Consider the following 21,153-nt stretch of genomic DNA (forward strand, 5'->3'; position numbering starts at 1 on the left):
GTTATTCGGCGTCTTTTGGTTGGTTTTGTGCTTTTTTCGCTTCTTTCTCTTTGTCCATTTTGATCGAGTTGCGATAACCGCCCAGTGCCGCCAACGCGCCAATGATGAAACTCATGTAAAGTGGAATTTGAAACAGCATAGTAATACTGATGAAGACACACCCTACGGCTAAACCTTCAATAAAGGGTTTGAGTTTCTTGGGCATAACAGTTCTCCAAACGATAAAAAATAAACGCGAGTCTAGCAAATTTCCGCGACGATGTGAGCACGATTGTGGAAAAAAGCATCACTTATCCAATATTAGAAACATTGAATTTTAGCGAATGTGTTCGGCCTATTTTTGTGGGTAAGTAGGTGATAAACGAGAATTATACCTGTTAACTACCGTTTTTTGACCAATTATTGCACAAAGTCATTAAGAACTGCCCTGAATTGTGAATAACTGATATTATTTTCCACAGATCAGTGTGTTCCTGTTTTTCCGTTTTGACTATTTTTTATCCACAGAATTTTAAATACTCACAAGTGAGACCCGTGTGTCAAAGTTATCCCCCAGTTCTATTTTTTGCTCGTTTCGTGCAAATGCCGTTTTGAACCAGAAAATTTGGCGCATGGCGTGGCCGCCAATGGTGTCGAACATCACCACGCCTTTGTTGGGTTTAGTGGATACCGCCGTCGTCGGACACTTGGGTACGGCAACGCACCTTGCTGCAGTGGCAATTGGCGCAAGTATTTTCAGCTTTATCTTTTGGGCATTTGGTTTTTTGCGCATGGGCTCAACCGGATTGACCGCACAAGCCCTGGGACAAGGTGACGAACGACGCGTTCGTGAACTGCTTTTGCAATCAATCTTGATGGGTGTATTCATCGGTTTAATGCTGATTTTGTTCCGAGCGCCTTTGATTGATTTGGCGATCACCTTAATGGAACCCAGTGCTGAGGTTGAACCTTGGGCACGCTTGTATTGCGAAGCGCGCATACTTAGTGCGCCAGCCGTACTAGCGGGTTATGCCTTAATGGGCTGGTTCTTTGGTGTGCAATATTCCAAGGGCCCACTGTGGATGCTGTTGGTGATCAACGTTGCCAATATGGTGCTCGATTATGTCGCGGTTTATGGATTAGGCATGGCGAGTGACGGTGTGGCATGGGCGACCGTGTTTGCGCATTATATTGGCGTCACTGTTGCTGGCGTATTGGCTTGGCATAAGCTAAAAGGCTTTTCCGGTCATGTGCCGCTAAGTGTGTTAGCAAAATGGCGCGAATACATGGCCTTGGTAAAAGTGAACCGCTACCTGTTTGTGCGGACCATCCTCTTGTTGTTAGTGATGTTGTTTTTTACCGCACAAGGTGCGCGCCAAGGAGATTCTATTCTTGCCGCCAACGCGGTGTTACTAACTTTCTTGATGATCATTTCTAACGCCTTGGATGGTTTTGCTTTTTCGGTAGAAGCCTTATGTGGTGAATATTATGGCCGCAAAGACAAAGCCAATTTTCAAAAAGTGATTCAGCTTTCTACCTATTGGGCGCTGTTTGCAGCGGTTATTTTGATGCTGGTATTTTGGCTTTTTGGTAATCAAATCATCGCCTTACTAACCAACGTACAAACCGTGCGAGATGATGCGGCTCTGTACCTACCTTGGCTTATCTTCTTCCCTCTGTTGGGTATTTGGTCTTTTATGCTGGATGGCATTTTCATCGGCACAACCAGCGTAAAGCAAATGCAAAACACCATGATCATTTGTGTGGTCTGCGTGTTTTTTCCTGTTTGGTTTATGACTCAAGGGTTGGGTAATCATGGCTTATGGTTTAGCCAAGCCATGTTGTTTATCGCAAGAGCGATTACGCTTTATTGGTGTTATCTGCAAAACATGAAAAAAGGTGTTTGGTTCGAGAACCTTTAACCTCTTTAATTATCTGATTTCTGGTGCTCGTTTCTACGTAGCGAGCGTAGTATCCGTGTTTCCTCTTGGCGCATTTTTAATAAGTTGTCTTCCACAAACACCAAATGCGTATGTGCCGCCGTGCGAGCGGCTTCGGCGTCGCCAGCCATGATGGCTTGATAAAGGTTGGTGTGTTGTTCCATTACGCGCTGACGAGCGGCTTGTTTCTCGAATAGATTCCTAAGGTTACTCGAAATGCTTTTCGCCAACATGGCGTGTAGGCTGCGAAGTGTGTGCAGCAACACCACATTGTGCGCCGCTTCCGCAATGATCATGTGAAATTCCACGTCTAACTTGGCTTCCAAGGCGAAAGCTTTGTTTTGGTTGGCTTCTATCAGCTGATTAAAGCAATGCGTAAGTTTGGTCTTGTCTGCATCGGTACTGCGCAACGCCGCGTAGTAAGCAGCGAGACTTTCTAGCGCATCGCGAAATTCCAATTGGTCGTATAAAAATTCATCGTGGGAACTGAGCAAATCTTGCAGGGGATCGGCGAAGGAACTGCCGAGCTGTTCTGACACATAAGTGCCGCCGCCATGACGACTGAATAACACGCCGCGCGCGATCAGCTTTTGAATGGCTTCCCGTAACGAAGGTCTAGATACCTCAAAGCGTGCGGCTAACTCCCTTTCTGGTGGCAGTTTTTGCCCCGCCGTAAAACTGCCTTCCAAAATCATGCTTTCTAACTCTTTCATGATGATGTCGGAAATTTTCGGCTGTTTAACGCGACCAAAGTGATTGGATTCCATGACTTTTCCTAAAAATGTATTCTATAAAGTTGGCTTTCGCGCTTGCTGTGTATAAGTTTAAAAGTGGTAAAACCAATTGATATTGCAGCTAAAATTCACGAAATATCGACTAAACTATCAGTTGACAAAGTATCTCAGGGTTTTTAATGTGCTTTATATTTTAAAGGTAAATTGGTATGACCAATTTGTCTAGCACTAATTTTTAGTATAAATAATAAAAACAGGCGACTCGCCGTGGGACTTCTGATGAACACAGTTACAACTGCTATCGACTCACTTGCTGATAAAGCAGCTCAATATCACGACTTTTACTTGGCGCTGAAAAACGCGAAAAGTGGCGCGATTGATGAGACTCGATTGATCCGCGATCCACTGCGCACCTTGGCGTATGGCACAGATGCGAGCTTTTATCGGCTGATTCCGCAGCTGGTAGTGCGAGTCGATAACGAAGCGGAAGTGCAGTTGGTGCTGAAAGAAGCCAGAAAACGTAATTTGCCAGTGACATTTCGAGCGGCAGGAACGAGTTTGTCTGGGCAGGCGGTCACCGACTCCATTTTGATGCAATTGTCTGATAACTGGAAAGGCCATCGGATCCACGAACACGGCCATCATATTTCACTTCAACCAGGCATTATCGGTGCGCGCGCGAATCAACTATTGGCGCCTTTTCAGCGTAAAATCGGCCCAGATCCCGCCTCTATCAATGCTTGTATGATTGGCGGTATTGCCGCCAACAACGCCAGCGGCATGTGCTGTGGCACAGCGCAAAATAGCTATCATACTATCCAAAGTGCGCGTTTAATTTTTGCCGATGGCTCGTTACTGGATACCGCTGACGGCGCTAGCCGATTGGCGTTTGGCAATCGTCATGCAGACTTGCTTGATACGCTGGTTCGTTTGTCTAAAAGCGTGCAAGCCAATAGCGAACTGGCTGAAAGAATTAGACACAAATACCGTTTAAAAAACACGACAGGATACAGCTTAAACAGCCTAACCGATTACCATGATCCGTTTGATATCTTGTTGCATTTGATGATCGGTTCCGAAGGGACTTTGGGCTTTATCAGCGAAGTTACCTACGAAACCGTGGTCGATCACCCTATTAAAGCCGCGGCGATGATCTTCTTTGAAGATATGGAAATCACCTGCCGAGCGGTGACGGCGTTAAAAAGCTCACCGGTTTCTGCGGTAGAATTGATTGACCGTGCTGGCTTACGTGCGGTGGAAGGCAAGCCTGGGATGCCGGAACTGTTGTCGTCTCTTGGCACGCAAGCGGCCGGTTTATTGGTCGACGTACGCGCCGCAGATGCCGAAGAATTAGACGCCAATTTGGCCTTGGTGAGACAAGCATTAAGCGACCAAGCAACGCTGAACCCGATTGAATTTACCCAAGACAAAGTCACTTACGATTCCTATTGGAAGATCCGCAAAGGCTTGTTCCCTGCCGTTGGTGCAGTGCGTCCAGTTGGCACGACAGTCATCATTGAAGATGTCGCCTTCCCTGTTGAACAACTCGCCGAAGGTGTTTTAGAGTTGCAAGGCGTGTTTCAAAAACATGGTTACCGTGAAGCAATTTTGTTCGGTCATGCTTTAGAAGGCAACTTACACTTTGTCTTTACCCAAGGCTTCGATGACCCGCACGAAGTAAAGCGCTATGAACAACTGATGGACGAAGTAGCGCAACTCGTTGCAGTGAAATACAAGGGCTCGTTAAAAGCGGAACACGGCACAGGCCGTAACATGGCGCCTTATGTGGAGTTGGAGTGGGGTAAAGAAGCCTACGACATCATGTGGGAAATCAAGCGTGCGTTTGATCCGCAAGGCTTGCTGAACCCAGATGTGATCTTGTCGCACAATGCCAACTTGCATGTCCAGAATCTCAAACCCTTGCCAAGGGCCAATGACAAAGTCGATACCTGCATCGAATGTGGCTTTTGTGAATCCTCTTGTCCGTCTAAATCCATTACCTTAACGCCGCGTCAGCGCATAGTGATTTGGCGTGAGATTCAGCGATTAACCGCAATGGGTACAGATCCGCAACGCTTAGCGGAGTTAAAAAAAGACTATGATTATCAAGGGGTTGATGCCTGTGCTGGCTGTGGCTTGTGTTCGATGCAGTGTCCCGTAGGCATCAATACCGGCGATTTAACCCGCGAATTACGTCATGATCGCCATCCAAACAGCAAAGTCGGGTATTGGGTTGCTGATCATTTTGAAGGCGTGACCAAAACAGCAAGAGTCGGCCTCAACCTTGCCTGTGGTGCCCGTCGAGTTATGGGTGACTCAGGCATGACAACCATTAGTTCGGCGATGAATAAAGTCTCCAATGGTGCTGTGCCTAAGTGGCATAAACAGATGCCCAATGCTGCGTCATCATTGAAGTCTATTCCTGTCTTGCAATGTGATGATATGCAAAGCAATGACCTACAAAAAGAAGTCATCTACTTCCCTAGCTGTGCGACTCGTGTCATGGGCGCGGGGCCAAATGCCGACGATAAACGCTCCGTCATGGAGGTGATGTTCTCTGTATTGCAAAAAGCAGGCTACAAAGTCACTGTACCTAATAATATCGACAGTCAATGCTGCGGTATGGCGTTTCAGTCCAAAGGGCAATTCGACGTAGCCAACCAAAAAGCCAATGACCTCAATCGTTTACTGCTCGACGCCAGCGATAACGGACGAATCCCTATCGTTTGTGATGTGAGCCCTTGCCTGTTACGAATGCAAGAAAGCCTTGATCCTTGTTTGGAACTGCATGAGCAAGTAGGCTTTGTCTCGACTTATTTGATGCCAAACCTAATGGTAAAAGAGAAGCTTGGTAAAATTGCGCTGCATGTAACGTGCAGCACAACCCGTATGGGACTCGCCGACAGCTTCGTGCAACTGGCTCACCAACTTGCCGATGAAGTCGTGATTCCGCCAGACATTACCTGCTGTGGCTTTGCTGGCGACAAAGGCTTCTCCACTCCAGAGCTCAACGCCAGCGCCTTGAAAACCCTAGCCAAAGCGGTAGAAGACTGCGAAGTGGGTTACTCCAACAGCCGCACCTGCGAGATTGGCTTATCGGAACACAGCGGCATTGAGTATCAATCCATCGTCTATCTGGTGGATCAATTAACTCAATCTGTAGGCCGGATGAGGGAGGAACGACCGTAATCCGGCGTTGTTTTGACCGAAGAAAAGGATTACGCCATGTGTTTTTTGATATGTGGTAATGCCGGATTACACCTCGTCCCTCGGTTCATCCGGCCTACAAAATTGTCTGGTCAAAGGCTCTGAGTTACCAGATCAACATCTCGCGGATGTTTGCACATAAATGTTTTTGAGCAATTGACTCTGATATAGCGGTTACAAGATCAACATCTCGCGGATGTTTGCGCTTTAGCGCCGGAGCGAGAGTTGATCTTGTAACAGTGAAACCACAGACTAAAGCATAAACGTCGAATACAAGCCAAATCCGCAGACGATGAGCAGCGCCCAGCCGACGAATTGGAAGAAGACGGGTGTTTCGGCTTTTTGAATGCGGTTATGGAGTTTTTGTCCGAAGACGTGGCCAATTAAGGCGCAAGGCAGTAACCAAAGTTGATGGATCAGTTGTAGGTCGATGTCTGCGATGAGGAATGACACCATTTTGATCATCACGAGGATAAACCAAAGTACAAATAAGGTATCGCGCAGTTGATGGCGGGGAACTTTGGTAGCGAAGACAGAGACGATAAGCGGTGCGCCAATTAAGGAAGTACCGCTCACGTAACCGCCCAGCATAAGGAAAACCGTGTCGAGGAATTTGTTGTTGGTGTAAAAGGGTTTATTCAGGATATAAGACACAGCGAAGACAGCAACGATGACAAAAATTACGCCAGTGACTATGTTGCCCGGTAAAGTTAATAAGCCAAATACGCCGATGAGTTTCGGAACTATCATGATGCCAAGGGCTTTTTTTAAATAACCCCAAGCGATGTTGCTTTGTGCCTCTTTTGGTATGTCACTATTATCTGTTGCAGATTTCGTTTCTTTCTTTAGGGTTCTTGATCCTTGCCAAGCAATCCAGCTGGAAAACACTAAAAGATGAATGGAAATAATCGGCAAGAATAACAGCGGATCGTTTTTCACTAATAAAAGAAAAGGTAACGCGAGCACCGCCCCGCCAAATCCTAAGCCACTGCGAACAAAGCCGCTCCATATAAAAATGGCGCCGATTAAGGCGTATTGCCACCAGAGTAAGTGTTCCATGTTGATCCTTGTTTAGAGCGGGTCTGTCGTTATTCGAACGTTAGTGTAACCAAAGTTGTCTTTTTAAACTCTTGCTTTTTAGGCTAAGGGCTTGAGTGAAACCATGTTTGCTGCTCGAGAAACTGAGTTAATTCGTCGCGCAATAATTTGGCTCTGGCCGATAAGCTGCGTCGATAAGGCCAGACAAGAAAAATCTCTCGATTTTGACCACGCCATTCAGGTAATACTCGAACCAGTTCGCCCGTTTCAAGGGCATTCATCACCATACTCATAGGCATTAAGGCAATGCCTGCACCCGCTTTAGCAAGATTTAGGGTGATGGTCATATCGTTACTAAGGTGTCGATGCTCTTTGTTGAGTGGATGAAGATCGCCTTGCTTATTCATCAGTAACCAGTCAGAAAAAATATGCGATGCAATACTCGGCGCTTGCTGCAAGTCTTCTATCGTTTTAGGGAGTAAGAAGGAGGCTTCTGGTGAAGCGACTAAGATTGGAATAATGTGGCCTAGTTTCTTTTGGATCAATGACGAGCTGGGCTGATTGCCTGAACGTAGAGCTATGTCAGCTCTTGTGTCTCTGATGTCTTGAAGGGAATTGCTAAGCTCGATATTTAATTCGATATCAGGATATCGCCGAACAAAATTTTGCCAAAAGGCGTCCAGTGGTCCACTGCCTAAATTCACTGGCGCTAATACCTTTAAGTCACCTTTTAGGCTGTTTAGTGTTTGATCTAAATTAGAAATACGCTGGTCTAATGCATCGATAAACTCGGCGCATTCTTCGTAGTAACTTTCTCCTACCGGCGTGAGTTTGAGGCCTTTGGTAGAACGATGTAGTAACTCACAGCCAAGTTTTTGCTCAAGAGCGCTGATACGGCGAGATACGGTGGCTATGGTCATATCAAGGTGCTGGGCAGCAGCCGTCAGACTATGTTTATTGGCGGCAGTGATAAAAATCTTTAGGTCATCAAGCATTTTGCATTTTCGTAAATTTGATTTTAAAAAATCAGTATATTTACAAATATTGTTGTTTGCTAGTATGAACTAAGAGTTTGAGTCGTTTACTTACTTTTCGTCTGGGGCACTCTATTTAGAGAAGGCGATAAGTTAATCAGGAGAGAAAAATGAAACACAGAATACTGTTTGCCATCTTAATGTCGTTTACTTTGTCATTGGTGATGTCAGCGTGGATTACCTTTTTGAATATTGGCGCTAGAGCTGATTTTATTGAATTATGGATGCATTCTTGGGTGCTCGCTTGGCCAGCTGCTGGCATTATTTCTTTTATTGCTGGGCCGTTTTTGCATGGTTTAGCGCATAAATTAGCGGCTAAAATCTAGTATTCAAGATAAGGCTTCCTTAAGTATAGAGCCAGAAACGAAAAACCCGCTTGGTCAGCGGGTTTTTTGTGTTTGAAACAAGGCTAAGCCTGTTTTACATCAGTAGAACTTATTTGCTTGGCTTTTCATCCCAAACGGTTAAGTCGATATCATCACGAATTTCTGGGTAGTCTTCGGAATTGAAAACTGGTGTATGCGTTTTCAATTGATTGAAATAGTCTTTGGTTAACTTCACGACTAAACCAGATAGCATCATGATGGCGATTAAGTTGATCGTTGCCATTAGACCCATTGCTGCATCCGCGGCATTGAATACCATTGCCACACTTTCATAAGCGCCCCATGGGATCATGCCAAGCGCTAAGATGCGAAGGATAAAAATGCCTGGTTTGTTCGCCCATTTTAGGTAAGTCAGCGCATTTTCTGCGTAGCTGTAGTTACCGATGATGGACGTGAAAGCGAAGAAGAAAATCGCAATAGCAACAAAGTAATGACCTGCACTACCAATGTGAGTTGTTAGGGCGGTTTGCGTCAACATAATACCAGTTTGACCGTTACCCAAGGCACCAGACAATAGAATCATCAAGGCTGTTGCTGTACAAATCAGTAGCGTATCAATGAAAACACCTAATGATTGAACCATGCCTTGAGATGCTGGGTGATGAGGGTTTGGCGTAGCAACCGCTGCAATGTTTGGTGCAGAACCCATACCCGCTTCGTTAGAAAACAAGCCGCGTTTAACACCGTTTAGCATAGCACCTAAAACACCGCCAGCCGCTTGTTCAATACCAAATGCGCTTTTGAAGATCAACGCGAAGGCCGCAGGGACGTCAGAGATATTGGTGAAGATGACATACAAGGCAAGCAGTAGGTATAAAACGGCCATGAATGGCACAACGACTTCAGCAAAACGTGCAATCTTTTTGATGCCGCCGAAGATAACAATCGCTGCCAACAACATGATGACGATGCCAGTAACATTAGTATCGATGCCAAATGCGCCTTCCATTGCACCCGCAATTGAGTTGGCTTGAACCGCATTAAATACCAAACCGAATGCCAAGATAAGCGCAAGCGAAAAGACAGCGCCAGCCCAAGGCGCTTTCAAGCCTTTGCTGATGTAAAACGCTGGACCGCCGCGCAATTGTCCATTTTGGTCGCGTACTTTGTAAAGCTGAGCCAAGGTACTCTCTGCGTAAGCGGTAGCCATACCAATAACAGCGACAACCCACATCCAGAAAATAGCGCCAGGGCCACCTAGATAAAGAGCAACAGCAACACCTGTCATGTTGCCAGTGCCTACTCGGGAAGCCAAACTGGTACAAAGTGCTTGGAAAGGAGAGATACCGCCACGGTCAGTTTGTGGTGCTTTAAGGACGGTGCGAATGAATTCGGGAAAGCGTCGAACCTGAATAAAGCCAAGGCGCAATGTAAAATAAACGCCAACGGCCAGTAGTCCGTAAATGAGGATATAACCCCAGAAAATGTCATTTAAAAAATTGATGATGGCTGCCATGTAGGGCACTCCCTTTATTCGATAATATCGATTGTTTTATTGTTCGTGGGTTGAATATTGGAAAGATTTTTTTGATAAAAAGACCTTTCCAAGAAACGCGCGGAGTCGTAAAAAAGTGTGCAAGGGTAGCGATTTTACGGAAAACCGCAAGAAAAAAACCACTTCCATGCACATAAAAAGTGCATAAAAGTGGTTGGGGGGTTGTAGGTGTTTGCTGTTTGAATTAGTTTGCTAAGTAGTTATGTCCTTGATTTAGCGATAAATAAATTTCATTTCTCAGTTCGTTAGCGAGACGAGTTGGTACGCTTTTGGTTGGATGACGCAAACTAATTCGTAACAGTAAATTGACATGTGAAGGCGTCATTCCTAGCCTTTCTACCGCTGATTTTGGTAACTGTTGGTATTGTGTTCGAGATAAAAGTTTAAGCTCTTCTAGCCAATGGGCTTGTTCTCCTAAGGCGATACGAACTTGATCGCCGATAATGTCCATATCGCAATTTTGGTCCACCACAATCGAAATATCTCGCTCGGCTTTCGGTTGTCGCGAGACGGGCCGCCAAGGGGATAAATCGAGCATTTGTTGCTCAATCCGTGGATCTGCATCTCGAAGCAATCGAATGTCGGGAATGCCTTTGCGCAGCATCAGTATTCTATCCAATCCTAACCCAATGGCGACGCCAGTATAGTCATTTTCTGGCCAACCATTTCTGGTTAATAAGTCTGGATCTATATAGCCGCACTCGCCTACTTCAATTAGATTTTGATCTTCTACAGCGTCTAGCTGAGTGCCATTCATGGTGTAAGGATGCGGCGATTTGGATTGTTGTACGACATGATTCGGTAACAAGGTTTTCATCAGCGCTGAAATGGATTCTTTCAATATCTGATTGTCTTCTGCTTGATGTTTTGGCAATACAATCCAGATGTCCAGTTGATGAGGTTCTGCGCAATGCCAGCGATCAATGCAGTCGCGACGATAAACCAATCCGTGACTGATTATCCCGACAGACTCCGGTCGCAGACTTTGCCAACTTTTTAACCAGGTTGGCACAGTACTGGATGTTTGCGTGCGTAGCATTAAGCTATTTGAAATATAGCGACTGTAGCGAGCGTCTCTTGATGCTCCATCGGTCGGATAACCGAGGGCGTCGTAGTTTTCGTAGACTGGCACGATAGGATTAGCATTTACACGTTGTAAGTAACAAGGCCAAAGTGATGAAACTGCGGTTTCAGCTTCGCTAATGAGTTGCTGCATGGCATGCATGCCGTGACAAGGGTTGCTCAGGTCACGTAGAGACAGTGCGTGAAGTAATTGTTCGTGGGTTAGATAGTTGTGCGTAGACATAATAAAGCTCCATAAATCCAAGATAAAAAATTCAATGCAATCTTTTTGGATTCCTCCGAGTCAGGACTCGGAGAGAGCTTGTCTTTGAAAGGTTATTTCAGAAAGAGCAAAGCCGCCGCGTCCAGTTTAGGGACTCGGAGGCTGATAAATCGATGTGATCGTGCAATAAGATACGTCATGATTTTGATACTAGCAGGCTCGATTAGGAGGGACAAGATCCTTTGGTGCAGATCTTGTCCCTGAGGTTAAAAAGCATCGGGAGCCTTGGGTGCTGGATAGTGCGCCGTTTGAATAGGATCTTGTTCAACGTCACCCCAGCGTCTTTCTAGAGGCATAACACCTGCCCACACAGGCCAGTTGTTATCGGCTGGATCATCGATTGGTGGTTCTGCTCGGAATTTGACCGAGGCTTCGTCGATCTTGATGCGCACGACGCCAGTGGCTTTGATCTCTTGATCGTTGACCGGGCGTAGAGTTTCCCAGCGTCCAGGGCTGACTTTGTCCAAGAAAAGTTTGAACTGGCGCACTTTTTCATCTTTATCGTCGATCAATTCCGGCACCCCAAATAAGGTCACAGAGCGATAATTCACCGAATGGTGCATGGCGGAACGAGCTAAAACCAAGCCATCTAATAAGCTCACGTTAATGCAGACCTTTTCCGGCTTGTCGATTGGGCCTTTCACATTGCGCGCTTTAGAGTGTGCGTGCCAGTAGAAGTAGTCGCCTTCGCGCCAATGGCTCGTTGGCGTAACAAAAACTTGGCCATCTTTGGTTTGCCCGACGTGACACATTAGCGCGGCATCAATAATGTCTAGCGCTAGGTCTTTATCATAGGAGGCTCTGTTCGGCCCTCTTTTCACTTTGCTTAATGCTGTTTCTTCGAGTGACTGGCCCATGCATTCTTCCCTTGAGTCTTGTTGAGGTGTTGGCTATAACAAGACTTTAAGAAAATCTGGCCGTTATAAAAATAGCCAGAATCAATATAAAAAAGCAGGCCAGATATGAAGCACGGTATAGGCAGTGTGCGCTTTTCACTTGATGACGAAGGCGCTCCTTATTACCAACAGTTGATTGAGCAAATCCAGCAAGGCATTGTTTCGGGAGCGTTATCTGTGGGTGACAAGTTACCCTCCTCGCGTTTGCTCGCTGGTTCGTTGGGTGTTTCACGCAGTACTACGTCGCGAGCTTATGATCAGTTAATTGCGGAAGGCATTTTAACCAGCGAAGAAAAGCGTGGTGTGTTTGTTGCTGCGTTGCCCATGGTGAATCAGAGTGTGACAAAACAATTCAGAGCGGATTTCTTATCACGTAGTACATTATCTACAAAATGGGCGTTTGATTCTGGTGCTGATGTGTCTGTTTTTCCTACTAAGGAATGGGCGGCCAGTATGCGACGCAGTTGGCTAAATCCAGACATGACTGTATTGCAAGGTGGTTATGCGACAGGGTACCCGGATTTAAAAGCCGAAATAGCCGATTATTTGTATCGTGTTCGCGGCCTTGATTGCTCGGCAGAGCAAATTATTGTCACGGCTGGCAGTCGGGATTCGCTGTTTTTATTACAGCATGCCATTACCGCGTTGGAAGGGGCTGCTGGCTCGTCAATGAAATGGTGGTTTGAAGAGCCTACTTACCCGCCGATTCGCCAAGCCATTTCTGCATCGGTCAAAACGGGCGATCTCTATATTGATGACGATGGGCCATGCTTACCAGAAAGTGAACAAATTTCAAATGTGGCGATTGTCACGCCAAATCGGCAATACCCTCTTGGCGTTAATATCAGTGTGGCGCGACGTCAGCAATGGTTGCAAGCGCTGCACAATGACTCTTCAAGCTGGTGGTTGGTAGAAGACGATTACGATAATGAGTTTATTTACCAAGGCCGCAGTAATGTACCTTTTATGCAAACGGCGAGTATGCATGAACAGGCTCGTGATCGCGTGTTCTTCGTGGGGAGTTTTTCGAAAGTGCTGTTTCGTGGCTTGCGGCTTGGTTTTATTGTCGCTCCGACAAGGCATGTTGCGGCATTGCATAAAAGTCAGCGAGTGCTGGGGACGTCTGCTTCGTTACCTATGCAGCCTGCTGTCGCGGATTTTATGCAACAAGGTCACTTTAATCGCCATGTAAATAAGATGCGTCGCCATTATCGCTTTAAACGGGATTTCCTAATTCAGCTGCTTGAGAGACAGTTAGGCGCTTGGTTTGAATGGAGAAAGCCGCGAGGGGGGATGCATGTCTTAATAATACTGAAATCCTCTGTTGTATCTGCTTTGTCTTCGAAGACGGCATTGGATCAACATATAGCGCAGGATCTTGCGCAACAAGGCATCGAGCTTTCGCCTCTGTCCTCACATTATAGTGACGCTCATTGTGCTTCACGTTTGGGCTTTTTATTGGGCTTTAGTGGTGCGAAAGATGAAACTATGGTGCACATTGTTGTCGCATTGGAGCATTGGTTTAAGAAAAAACTGGGATAAAGTAGGATTTGCACATTGTAAAGAAATCGTCTTTTAAGGGCGTTGCTCTTGGGATGAGAGCAAAAAGCAGGGATTTTCCTTTGCTTAGAATGTGAATTTTTATAAAAAGACAGTGAAGCAAAGAAGAACAAAGGCTAAACTACGCTTTGTGTGGTTGCTTAAATTTTGCTATATTTCGCCCACTTGAATTCGTATGAAGCGAGTAAAGACGGCATTTGCACTTTTGTTTTTATGAATCGGATGGATAAATTGAACAATTTTCAAGACATTTTGCATCATTTTATGCATACAGTATCCAGCGTCTTGGCGGATTCTTTACGCCCTGTGATAGCTGTGTCTTGCTTGTTCGTGTGTTTCTTTATATTTACAGCCGCTCCTTCCTTTGCAGATAACCTAAGCGTTATCAGTTCTGACCTTATTTTTAAAGCAGGGCTACTTTTTAGCCTTGTTTTTATCACTCTATTATTGGTTAGTTATTGGCCCGTTATGACCAATATCAACCCTGCTCGCCAGAAAATGGCCTTCTCTTTAGTTCATGTTGCTCCTAATGAGCAAGCAAGTCGTGCTGAGGCCCGACGCATGTTGAGATGTAGAGCTCCCTTTTTCAGATTTAGGTGATCCAAAAAAATCATTACTGCGTTAATAGTATTAACTTAGTAATGGTTTTTGTGCTGTTCTCAGTATGGTGATCTTTACTGAAATACCCGGCATTAGCCGGATTTTCGTTCTGTTGCTTGATATTCAAGTGGCAGTTTTGTGAACCTCGGGGTTAGAGGATGATTCTCTTGTTAACTCGTATCCTAAGTAAAGTCGCTTTGGCGCTAATGGTGGGCTTGCTCGCCGGTTGTCAGGGTGGTGTGCTCGATCCTAAAGGGCAAGTTGGTATTGAAGAGAAGCAGCTAATTATAGTTGCGACTTTGTTGATGCTGCTTGTAGTAATTCCTGTCATCTTCATGACACTGTATTTCGCTTGGAAATACCGTGAAGGTCGTGACGAGATCTACGAACCAAAATGGTCACACTCCACAAAAATTGAAACTATTGTTTGGTCTATTCCAATTGTGATCGTCATCATCCTTGGTGTGATTACATGGAAATCAACCCATTCATTGGATCCTTACAAACCTTTGAAGTCGGATAAAGATCATATCAACGTTCAGGTCGTTTCGATGAACTGGAAGTGGTTGTTTATCTATCCGGATCTTGGCATTGCTACCGTGAATGAATTGCGATTCCCTGCAAACGTTCCTGTTGCGTTCCAAATTTCATCTGAAGGCACGATGAACTCGTTCTTCATTCCTCAATTGGGTAGCCAAATTTACTCAATGGCGGGAATGGTGACTAAGCTTCATTTGATTGCAAATGAGCCTGGTTCATTTGACGGTATGTCAGCAAACTACAGTGGTGCCGGCTTCTCTGGAATGAAGTTCAAAGCAATCGCTACACCAACAGAAGCAGATTTCGATGCTTGGGTTGAGGGCGTTAAAGCTGGAACTCATGATGTCATCAATAATGGCGTCTTGAATCAAGCATCCTATGAGAAACTTGCTGAACATGAAATCGATGCGCATCACGTTGAGCCAACACCTGTTCAATATTACAACTCGATTGAATCAAGCATCTTTATGGACAATGTTATGAAGTTCATGAAAGATCACGGCAAAGTTGAGTTGCTTGAAGGAACTGTTTTTGATTCTAAAATGATTCACGATAATTCAGCTCACGGTGAAATGAACCATGGCGAAATGAATCAAAGTGATATGAATCAAAGTGATATGAATCATGGCGAGTCTCAAGACTCATCGCATGATATGCATATGGAGGCTGAAAAATAATGTCTGCACTCTTAGGCAAACTATCGTGGGACGCTCTTCCATACGATCCGATCGTTATCACCACTTTGTGTGTGGTTGCGGTTTTGGGTTGCGTGGTCGCCTTCCTAGTTATTAAAAACAAATTGCTTGGTGTACTCTGGAATGATTGGTTGACGTCAGTTGACCATAAAAAACTGGGTATTATGTACATCGTTCTAGCATTTGTGATGTTGCTGCGTGGTTTTGCGGATGCAATCATGATGCGTTTGCAGCTTGCACTTGCAACGAACGGTGACCCTGGTTATCTACCTCCAAGTCACTACGACCAAATCTTTACGGCACACGGCGTCATCATGATCATCTTTATGGCTATGCCATTTATGATCGGCTTGATGAACATCATTGTACCGCTACAGATTGGTGCTCGTGACGTTGCCTTCCCGTTCTTGAACAACCTTAGTTTCTGGCTAGCGGTTTCTGGTGCGGTATTGATCAACATCTCTTTGGGTCTTGGTGAGTTTGCTAAAACTGGTTGGGTGGCTTATCCGCCATTGGCTGGCTTGCAATACAGTCCGGGGGTTGGTGTTGACTACTATATATGGGCACTCCAGATATCCGGTATTGGTACGACATTAACGGCTGTTAACTTTTTGGCGACAGTATTCAAAATGCGTACTCCAGGCATGAAATTGATGGATATGCCGATCTTCACTTGGACCTGTACTTGGGCCAACATTTTGATCGCAGCATCTTTCCCAATTTTGACTGCTGTACTAGCAATGCTAACGCTTGACCGTTACTTAGACTTCCACTTCTTTACGAATGATGGCGGCGGTAACTCAATGATGTATATCAACTTGTTCTGGGCTTGGGGTCACCCTGAGGTGTACATTCTTGTACTTCCAGCATTTGGTATCTTCTCTGAAATTGTGTCTACCTTCACTGGTAAGCGTTTGTTCGGCTACAAATCTATGGTTTGGGCGACAGCTTCGATTTCCATTCTTGGTTTCATCGTATGGCTTCACCACTTCTTTACCATGGGTTCCAGCGCGAACGTTAATGCCTTCTTCGGTATTATGACTATGATCATTGCCGTACCGACAGGTGTGAAACTATTTAACTGGTTGTTCACTATGTACCGTGGTCGCCTTCGTGTGACTGTGCCGGTTCTTTGGACTCTTGGTTTCATGGTGACCTTCACCGTTGGTGGTATGACAGGCGTTCTACTTGCTGTACCTGGCGCTGACTATGTATTGCACAACAGCCTATTCTTGATTGCTCACTTCCACAACACCATCATTGGTGGCGCGGTATTCGGCTATCTAGCTGGTTTCACGTTCTGGTTCCCTAAAGCAATGGGCTTCCACCTAAATGTGAAATTGGGTAAAGCGGCGTTCTGGTGCTGGTTAGTTGGTTTCTTCTTAGCCTTCATGCCATTGTACGTTTTGGGCTTCCTAGGTATGACTCGTCGTCTTAACCACACGGATAACCCAGATTGGAACATTTGGTTGTACATCGCTCTTGTTGGTGCTTTTGTTATCATGGCGGGTATTATTTGCCAGTTGCTACAATTGTACGTCAGCTTCCGCGATCGCAAGCAAAACTTGGATACGACTGGTGATCCATGGAATGGTCATACGCTAGAGTGGTCTACGGCTTCTCCGCCACAGTTCTACAACTTTGCTGAACTTCCAGTTGTGTCTGATATCGATGCTTTCACTGATATGAAAGAGAAAGGCACTGCTTACGTTCGTAAAGCAAGCTATGCCCCTATCCACATGCCTAAGAATACTAAGGCTGGGATTATCATCGGTGCTCTTATTACAGCATTTGGTTTTGCAATGATCTGGCATATTTGGTGGTTAGCAATCGTTGGCTTGGTAGGTTCTATCGTGACCTTTATTGCTCGCGCCTACACCAAAGATGTTGATTACTATGTTCAGCCTGATGAAATCGCTCAGATCGAAAATGAGCATCTAGATAACGTGGCTAAGGGGTAATCATGAGCACTACACATATGAATACGCACGACGCTCACGAAGCTGGTGCACACCACGACGAGCACCACGATACTGGTGGCAACACCGTATTCGGGTTCTGGTTATACCTAATGACAGACTGCTTGCTTTTTGCATCAGTCTTCGCTACCTACGCTGTGCTCTTTATGAACACAGCAGGTGGTGTCTCTGGTAAAGAGATTTTTGATCTTGAGCTAATCCTAGCAGGAACGGCTGCGTTACTTGTTTCAAGTATCACATTCGGTTTTGCGATGATTTGTGCTCATAACAAAAATCGTTCAGGCACGTTAATGTGGTTGCTGGCGACCTTTATTTTTGGTGGTGTGTTTATAGCCCTAGAAATATATGAATTTCAGCATTTGATCCATAATGGTAACGGCCCTCAAGCCAGTGCATTCTTGTCAGCGTTTTTTAGCCTTGTTGGATTACATGGTTTGCACGTTACAGCTGGTTTGATTTGGATGGTTATTCTAGCTGTCGAAATCATAGTTACAGGATTAACAAGCCGATCATTGACTCGTTTGTCTTGCCTAAGCTTGTTCTGGCACTTTTTGGATATTATCTGGATTTGTGTTTTCACCGTTGTTTATCTGATGGGGGCGATCTAATGAGCGATCATTCTTCTGAAGCGCACTCACACGGTAGTGTTAAGTCTTATATCATTGGGTTTATCTGGTCCGTTATTTTGACTGGTATTCCGTTTTGGATGGTTATGACAGAAGCGTTTGATAAAGGTCCAACTTATATCACAATCGTTGTGTTGGCTGTTATTCAGATCTTTGTTCACTTGAAGTACTTCCTTCATTTGGACTTCTCTGAACAAGGCAAGTTGGACACTTATTCATTCATCTTTTCTGCAGTAATTATTGTGATGGTTGTCGCGTTGTCCGTATGGATTATCTACGCTTCCAACGCAATGATGATGTAAGCAGAGTTGTTTGATGATTATGCGGACTTCTTTCATGATAAGTGATACGTGTCCGATGGGAGCCCATAAAAATGTTTAAGCGTTATCTTCAGGTGACTAAGCCTGGCATCATTATGGGCAACCTCATCTCTGTTGCGGGGGGCTTCTTTTTAGCCTCTCGTGGCGAGATTGACTGGATTCTTATGCTAGCGACAGTCATTGGCTTGTCGTTGGTCGTTGCTTCTGGCTGTGCCATTAACAACTATGTTGATAGAGATATTGATGCAAAAATGCAGCGCACGCGTAACCGTGTGACGGTGAATGGTGAAATGTCAGGTAAAGCGGCATTCTTCCATGGCGTTGTATTAGGTGTAATTGGTTTGGCTTTATTGTCGTATTTTACGAACTGGGTCGCGGTTGCTTTCGCGGTATTTGGTTACGTAGTTTACGTCGGCTTATATACATTGTACTTCAAGCGTAAGTCCGTTTATGGCACGTTTGTTGGTAGTTTATCAGGCGCGGTTCCTCCAGTTGTAGGGTATTGCGCTGCAGCAGGTCAGTTTGATGCTGGTGCTGCTATTTTGTTAACTATGTTTTGTATTTGGCAAATGCCACATTCTTACGCGATTGCTATCTTTCGCTATAAAGATTACGAAGCAGCAGGTATTCCTGTTTTGCCAGTGTCACAAGGCATTGCAAAGGCAAAACGCCATATTATTCTTCATATCGCCGCCTTTGCGGTTGTTGCGGCCTTATTACCGCTAACAGGATATGTCGGGATAGGCTTTATGGTGGTTGCTCTGGCGACTAGCCTTTGGTGGCTTGCAATGGCGTTACGAGGCTACCGTCCTGGTATAGATGTGAATGGTTGGGCACGACAAGTGTTCTTCTTTTCTATCATTACGGTAACTGCGCTAAGTGTGACTATGGCAGTGGATTTTAATGAAGTTTCACCTAACTTATTGGTGTTCAGCGCTCATTAATTCACGCTTATCAAAACGGGCTTTTAGCCCGTTTTTTATTTCTCTTCCCCATCTTGATAACTTTCTATTTTTTTCATTATTGGTTATTTTGAATACTTGCCTATGGCATCTCATCGTTAAGTGTGACTTTTCGGTTTGGCACCTAGTATCAAAAAGGACGATTTGAATGAAATTGCTTTCTGCTTTGACGACATCTATTGCTGTTTGGCTTATTTTTGCGGCAAACCCTATTTATGCGAATGTAGAGAATTGCCAAGCGCTCGTCACAAAAGCACCTAAAAATGTAGACATTAAGACAGCAATGATAAGGGCTGATAGGGATGTTCGAAGTCCTTATTGTTTAGTCTCTGGCGTTATGGCTCGTCGTATGGGTGTCGATAACAAATTTTATTCGATCAAATTTGAGTTACGTTTGCCGAGCTTCTGGCAAGGCCGCTTTGCTTATCAATTTAATGGTGGCAACGACGGAGTGGTAAAGCCTGCATTAGGTAAAATTACAGGTCTGGTTAACGCTCAATATGCTATTAACCAAGGTTTTGCGGTGGTTTCAAGCAATGGTGGCCACGATGCACAAGCTTACCCTGAAATGGGGCTAGCTGGCGGTGCGGCGTTTGGTCATGATCCTGAGGCTCGTCGAGATTACGGCTATAGTGCTGTGCAAAAGCTCAACCCTGTAGCGCGATCCTTAGTTGAAAGTTATTACCAATCTCCGATTCGATATGCTTACGGGCTTGGGCAGTCTAACGGTGGTCGTATGGCGATGGTGGCCGCGTCTCGGTTTCCTGAGATGTTTGATGGATTGCTAGTTGGCTATCCCGGCTTTAATTTACCCAAAGCCGCTTTACAGCATGCTTGGGACATTCAGGCTTTACGTCGTGTCGACGATGATATCAGTCAGGCTTTGAGTCAGCGGGATTTAGAGTTTTTTACTAATCAGCTACTCACTCAATGCGATAAATTAGACGGTGTTAACGATGATTTGATTTTCGCAGTGGATGCTTGTCAAAAAATATTTAATCCAAAGGCATTGGTTTGTAAGAGTGATCTAGATAGAGATTGCCTGCCATTAAATAAAGTTGCGGCATTGATGCGTATGCATATGGGCCCACATAATTCTAAAAACCAAGCGCTGTATACTGATTGGGTTTATGACAGCGGTATTCGTTCTAATAATTGGCGTATGTGGAGGCTGGAAAGTAATATTTCCGCGTGGAGCAATAAGCCAATTAGTTTAGTCATGGGCGGTGCTTCCCTAGCGCATATTTTCACGACTCCTTACGCCAATGTGGCCGGCGATGTGTATTCTTTGGAAAACTATTTATTGAACTTTGATTTTGATAAAGATGCACCGAAAATCTTTTCGACGAATAGTCAATTTAAAGAATCTGCGATGTCGTTCATGACTCCGCCTGATGCCGCTAAGCCAAAACTAACAGGGTTTCGCAACCACGGTGGGAAAATGATTATTTTCCATGGCAATAGTGACCCTGTTTTCTCTGTAAAAGACACTGTACGCTGGTATGATTTCTTGGACTTTGCTCTTGAAGGGCGAGCCTCTGAGTTCGTACGTTTATATCGTGTTCCAGGAATGCCTCATGGACAAGGTGGTTTATCTGTCGATCAGTTTGATATGCTTCAACCGCTTATTTCGTGGGTAGAGCGTAAAAATGCGCCTCAAAGTATCGTGGCGGCAACGCGTTTGGATAACCCAGAAATAACAGCGCGTATGGCTGGATTAACTCGCCCTCTTTGTCCTTACCCATCCTATGCGAGATATCGACAAGGCAGTTTGCAGAAGGCGAGTTCCTTTCAGTGTGTCGTGAGTAAATAAACTA

General features: G+C 45.1%; 17 protein-coding genes. 10 read left to right on the top strand and 7 right to left on the bottom strand.

The genetic code is table 11. The features are described from left to right. Window position 1: 1 nt before the first annotated feature. Window positions 2–205, bottom strand: coding sequence for a hypothetical protein (locus DFP75_RS13100; protein ID WP_110576385.1), 204 nt, complete (start codon window positions 203–205; stop codon window positions 2–4). 406 nt (window positions 206–611) lie between these two features. Here DFP75_RS13100 and DFP75_RS13105 point away from each other — a divergent pair, with 406 nt between their 5' ends. After that, a complete protein-coding gene (locus tag DFP75_RS13105; RefSeq protein WP_110576573.1) occupies window positions 612–1,901 on the top strand; it encodes an MATE family efflux transporter in 1,290 nt (429 codons plus the stop codon). Between the two features lie 5 nt (window positions 1,902–1,906). On the opposite strand, the gene DFP75_RS13110 is transcribed toward DFP75_RS13105, so the two are convergent. Beyond that, window positions 1,907–2,686: an FCD domain-containing protein gene (locus tag DFP75_RS13110; RefSeq protein ID WP_110576387.1), complete on the bottom strand. Its 780-nt coding sequence runs from the start codon at window positions 2,684–2,686 to the stop codon at window positions 1,907–1,909. A 246-nt stretch (window positions 2,687–2,932) separates the two neighbouring features. On the opposite strand from DFP75_RS13110, the gene DFP75_RS13115 reads away from it, so the two are divergent. Next, window positions 2,933–5,842 carry an FAD-binding and (Fe-S)-binding domain-containing protein gene (locus DFP75_RS13115; RefSeq protein WP_110576389.1) on the top strand — a complete coding sequence of 970 codons (2,910 nt, stop codon included), beginning with the start codon at window positions 2,933–2,935 and terminating at the stop codon, window positions 5,840–5,842. A 270-nt stretch (window positions 5,843–6,112) separates the two neighbouring features. Here DFP75_RS13115 and DFP75_RS13120 read toward each other — a convergent pair whose 3' ends face one another. Together DFP75_RS13120 and DFP75_RS13125 are read right to left on the bottom strand one after the other, a co-directional pair. Continuing rightward, complete coding sequence (locus tag DFP75_RS13120; RefSeq protein ID WP_110576391.1) at window positions 6,113–6,919, bottom strand: TSUP family transporter; 807 nt, start codon at window positions 6,917–6,919, stop codon at window positions 6,113–6,115. An 83-nt stretch (window positions 6,920–7,002) separates the two neighbouring features. After that, a complete protein-coding gene (locus DFP75_RS13125; RefSeq protein WP_110576393.1) occupies window positions 7,003–7,893 on the bottom strand; it encodes a LysR family transcriptional regulator in 891 nt (296 codons plus the stop codon). Window positions 7,894–8,042: 149 nt separating this feature from the next. Here DFP75_RS13125 and DFP75_RS13130 point away from each other — a divergent pair, with 149 nt between their 5' ends. Beyond that, window positions 8,043–8,258, top strand: a complete 216-nt coding sequence (locus DFP75_RS13130) for a DUF2798 domain-containing protein (RefSeq protein WP_110576395.1) — start codon at window positions 8,043–8,045, stop codon at window positions 8,256–8,258. 109 nt (window positions 8,259–8,367) lie between these two features. Here DFP75_RS13130 and DFP75_RS13135 read toward each other — a convergent pair whose 3' ends face one another. From DFP75_RS13135 to DFP75_RS13145, 3 genes are all read right to left on the bottom strand, one after another. Continuing rightward, entirely contained in the window at window positions 8,368–9,774 is a 1,407-nt protein-coding gene (locus tag DFP75_RS13135) for an alanine/glycine:cation symporter family protein (protein ID WP_110576396.1), read from the bottom strand. 223 nt (window positions 9,775–9,997) lie between these two features. Further along, a complete protein-coding gene (gene srmL, locus DFP75_RS13140) occupies window positions 9,998–11,119 on the bottom strand; it encodes a PheS-related mystery ligase SrmL (protein WP_110576398.1) in 1,122 nt (373 codons plus the stop codon). A 245-nt stretch (window positions 11,120–11,364) separates the two neighbouring features. Then, window positions 11,365–12,015 carry a pyridoxamine 5'-phosphate oxidase family protein gene (locus tag DFP75_RS13145; RefSeq protein ID WP_110576400.1) on the bottom strand — a complete coding sequence of 217 codons (651 nt, stop codon included), beginning with the start codon at window positions 12,013–12,015 and terminating at the stop codon, window positions 11,365–11,367. Window positions 12,016–12,120: 105 nt separating this feature from the next. Between DFP75_RS13145 and pdxR the strand changes: the two genes are divergently transcribed. From pdxR to DFP75_RS13185, 7 genes are all read left to right on the top strand, one after another. Further along, on the top strand, window positions 12,121–13,596 hold the full coding sequence (pdxR, locus tag DFP75_RS13150; protein ID WP_110576402.1) for a MocR-like pyridoxine biosynthesis transcription factor PdxR: 1,476 nt from the start codon (window positions 12,121–12,123) through the stop codon (window positions 13,594–13,596). Between the two features lie 776 nt (window positions 13,597–14,372). Continuing rightward, the gene (gene cyoA, locus DFP75_RS13160; protein WP_110576407.1) at window positions 14,373–15,431 is read left to right on the top strand and encodes a ubiquinol oxidase subunit II; all 1,059 of its coding nucleotides are present in this window, start codon (window positions 14,373–14,375) and stop codon (window positions 15,429–15,431) included. Further along, window positions 15,431–17,410, top strand: coding sequence for a cytochrome o ubiquinol oxidase subunit I (gene cyoB, locus DFP75_RS13165; protein WP_110576409.1), 1,980 nt, complete (start codon window positions 15,431–15,433; stop codon window positions 17,408–17,410). Before cyoA ends, cyoB begins: the two co-directional genes overlap by 1 nt. Window positions 17,411–17,412: 2 nt before the next feature. Beyond that, window positions 17,413–18,036 (top strand): cytochrome o ubiquinol oxidase subunit III, encoded by a 624-nt coding sequence (gene cyoC / locus DFP75_RS13170; RefSeq protein ID WP_110576411.1) that lies wholly within the window; start codon window positions 17,413–17,415, stop codon window positions 18,034–18,036. Continuing rightward, window positions 18,036–18,356, top strand: a complete 321-nt coding sequence (gene cyoD / locus DFP75_RS13175; protein WP_110576413.1) for a cytochrome o ubiquinol oxidase subunit IV — start codon at window positions 18,036–18,038, stop codon at window positions 18,354–18,356. The genes cyoC and cyoD overlap by 1 nt, the downstream gene beginning before the upstream one ends. A 71-nt stretch (window positions 18,357–18,427) precedes the next feature. Next, window positions 18,428–19,318 (top strand): heme o synthase, encoded by an 891-nt coding sequence (gene cyoE, locus DFP75_RS13180; RefSeq protein WP_110576415.1) that lies wholly within the window; start codon window positions 18,428–18,430, stop codon window positions 19,316–19,318. Between the two features lie 166 nt (window positions 19,319–19,484). Further along, the gene (locus DFP75_RS13185; RefSeq protein ID WP_110576417.1) at window positions 19,485–21,149 is read left to right on the top strand and encodes a tannase/feruloyl esterase family alpha/beta hydrolase; all 1,665 of its coding nucleotides are present in this window, start codon (window positions 19,485–19,487) and stop codon (window positions 21,147–21,149) included. Window positions 21,150–21,153 lie beyond the last annotated feature (4 nt).

Source organism: Marinomonas alcarazii, assembly GCF_003208215.1.
Classification (GTDB): Bacteria; Pseudomonadota; Gammaproteobacteria; order Pseudomonadales; family Marinomonadaceae; genus Marinomonas; species Marinomonas alcarazii.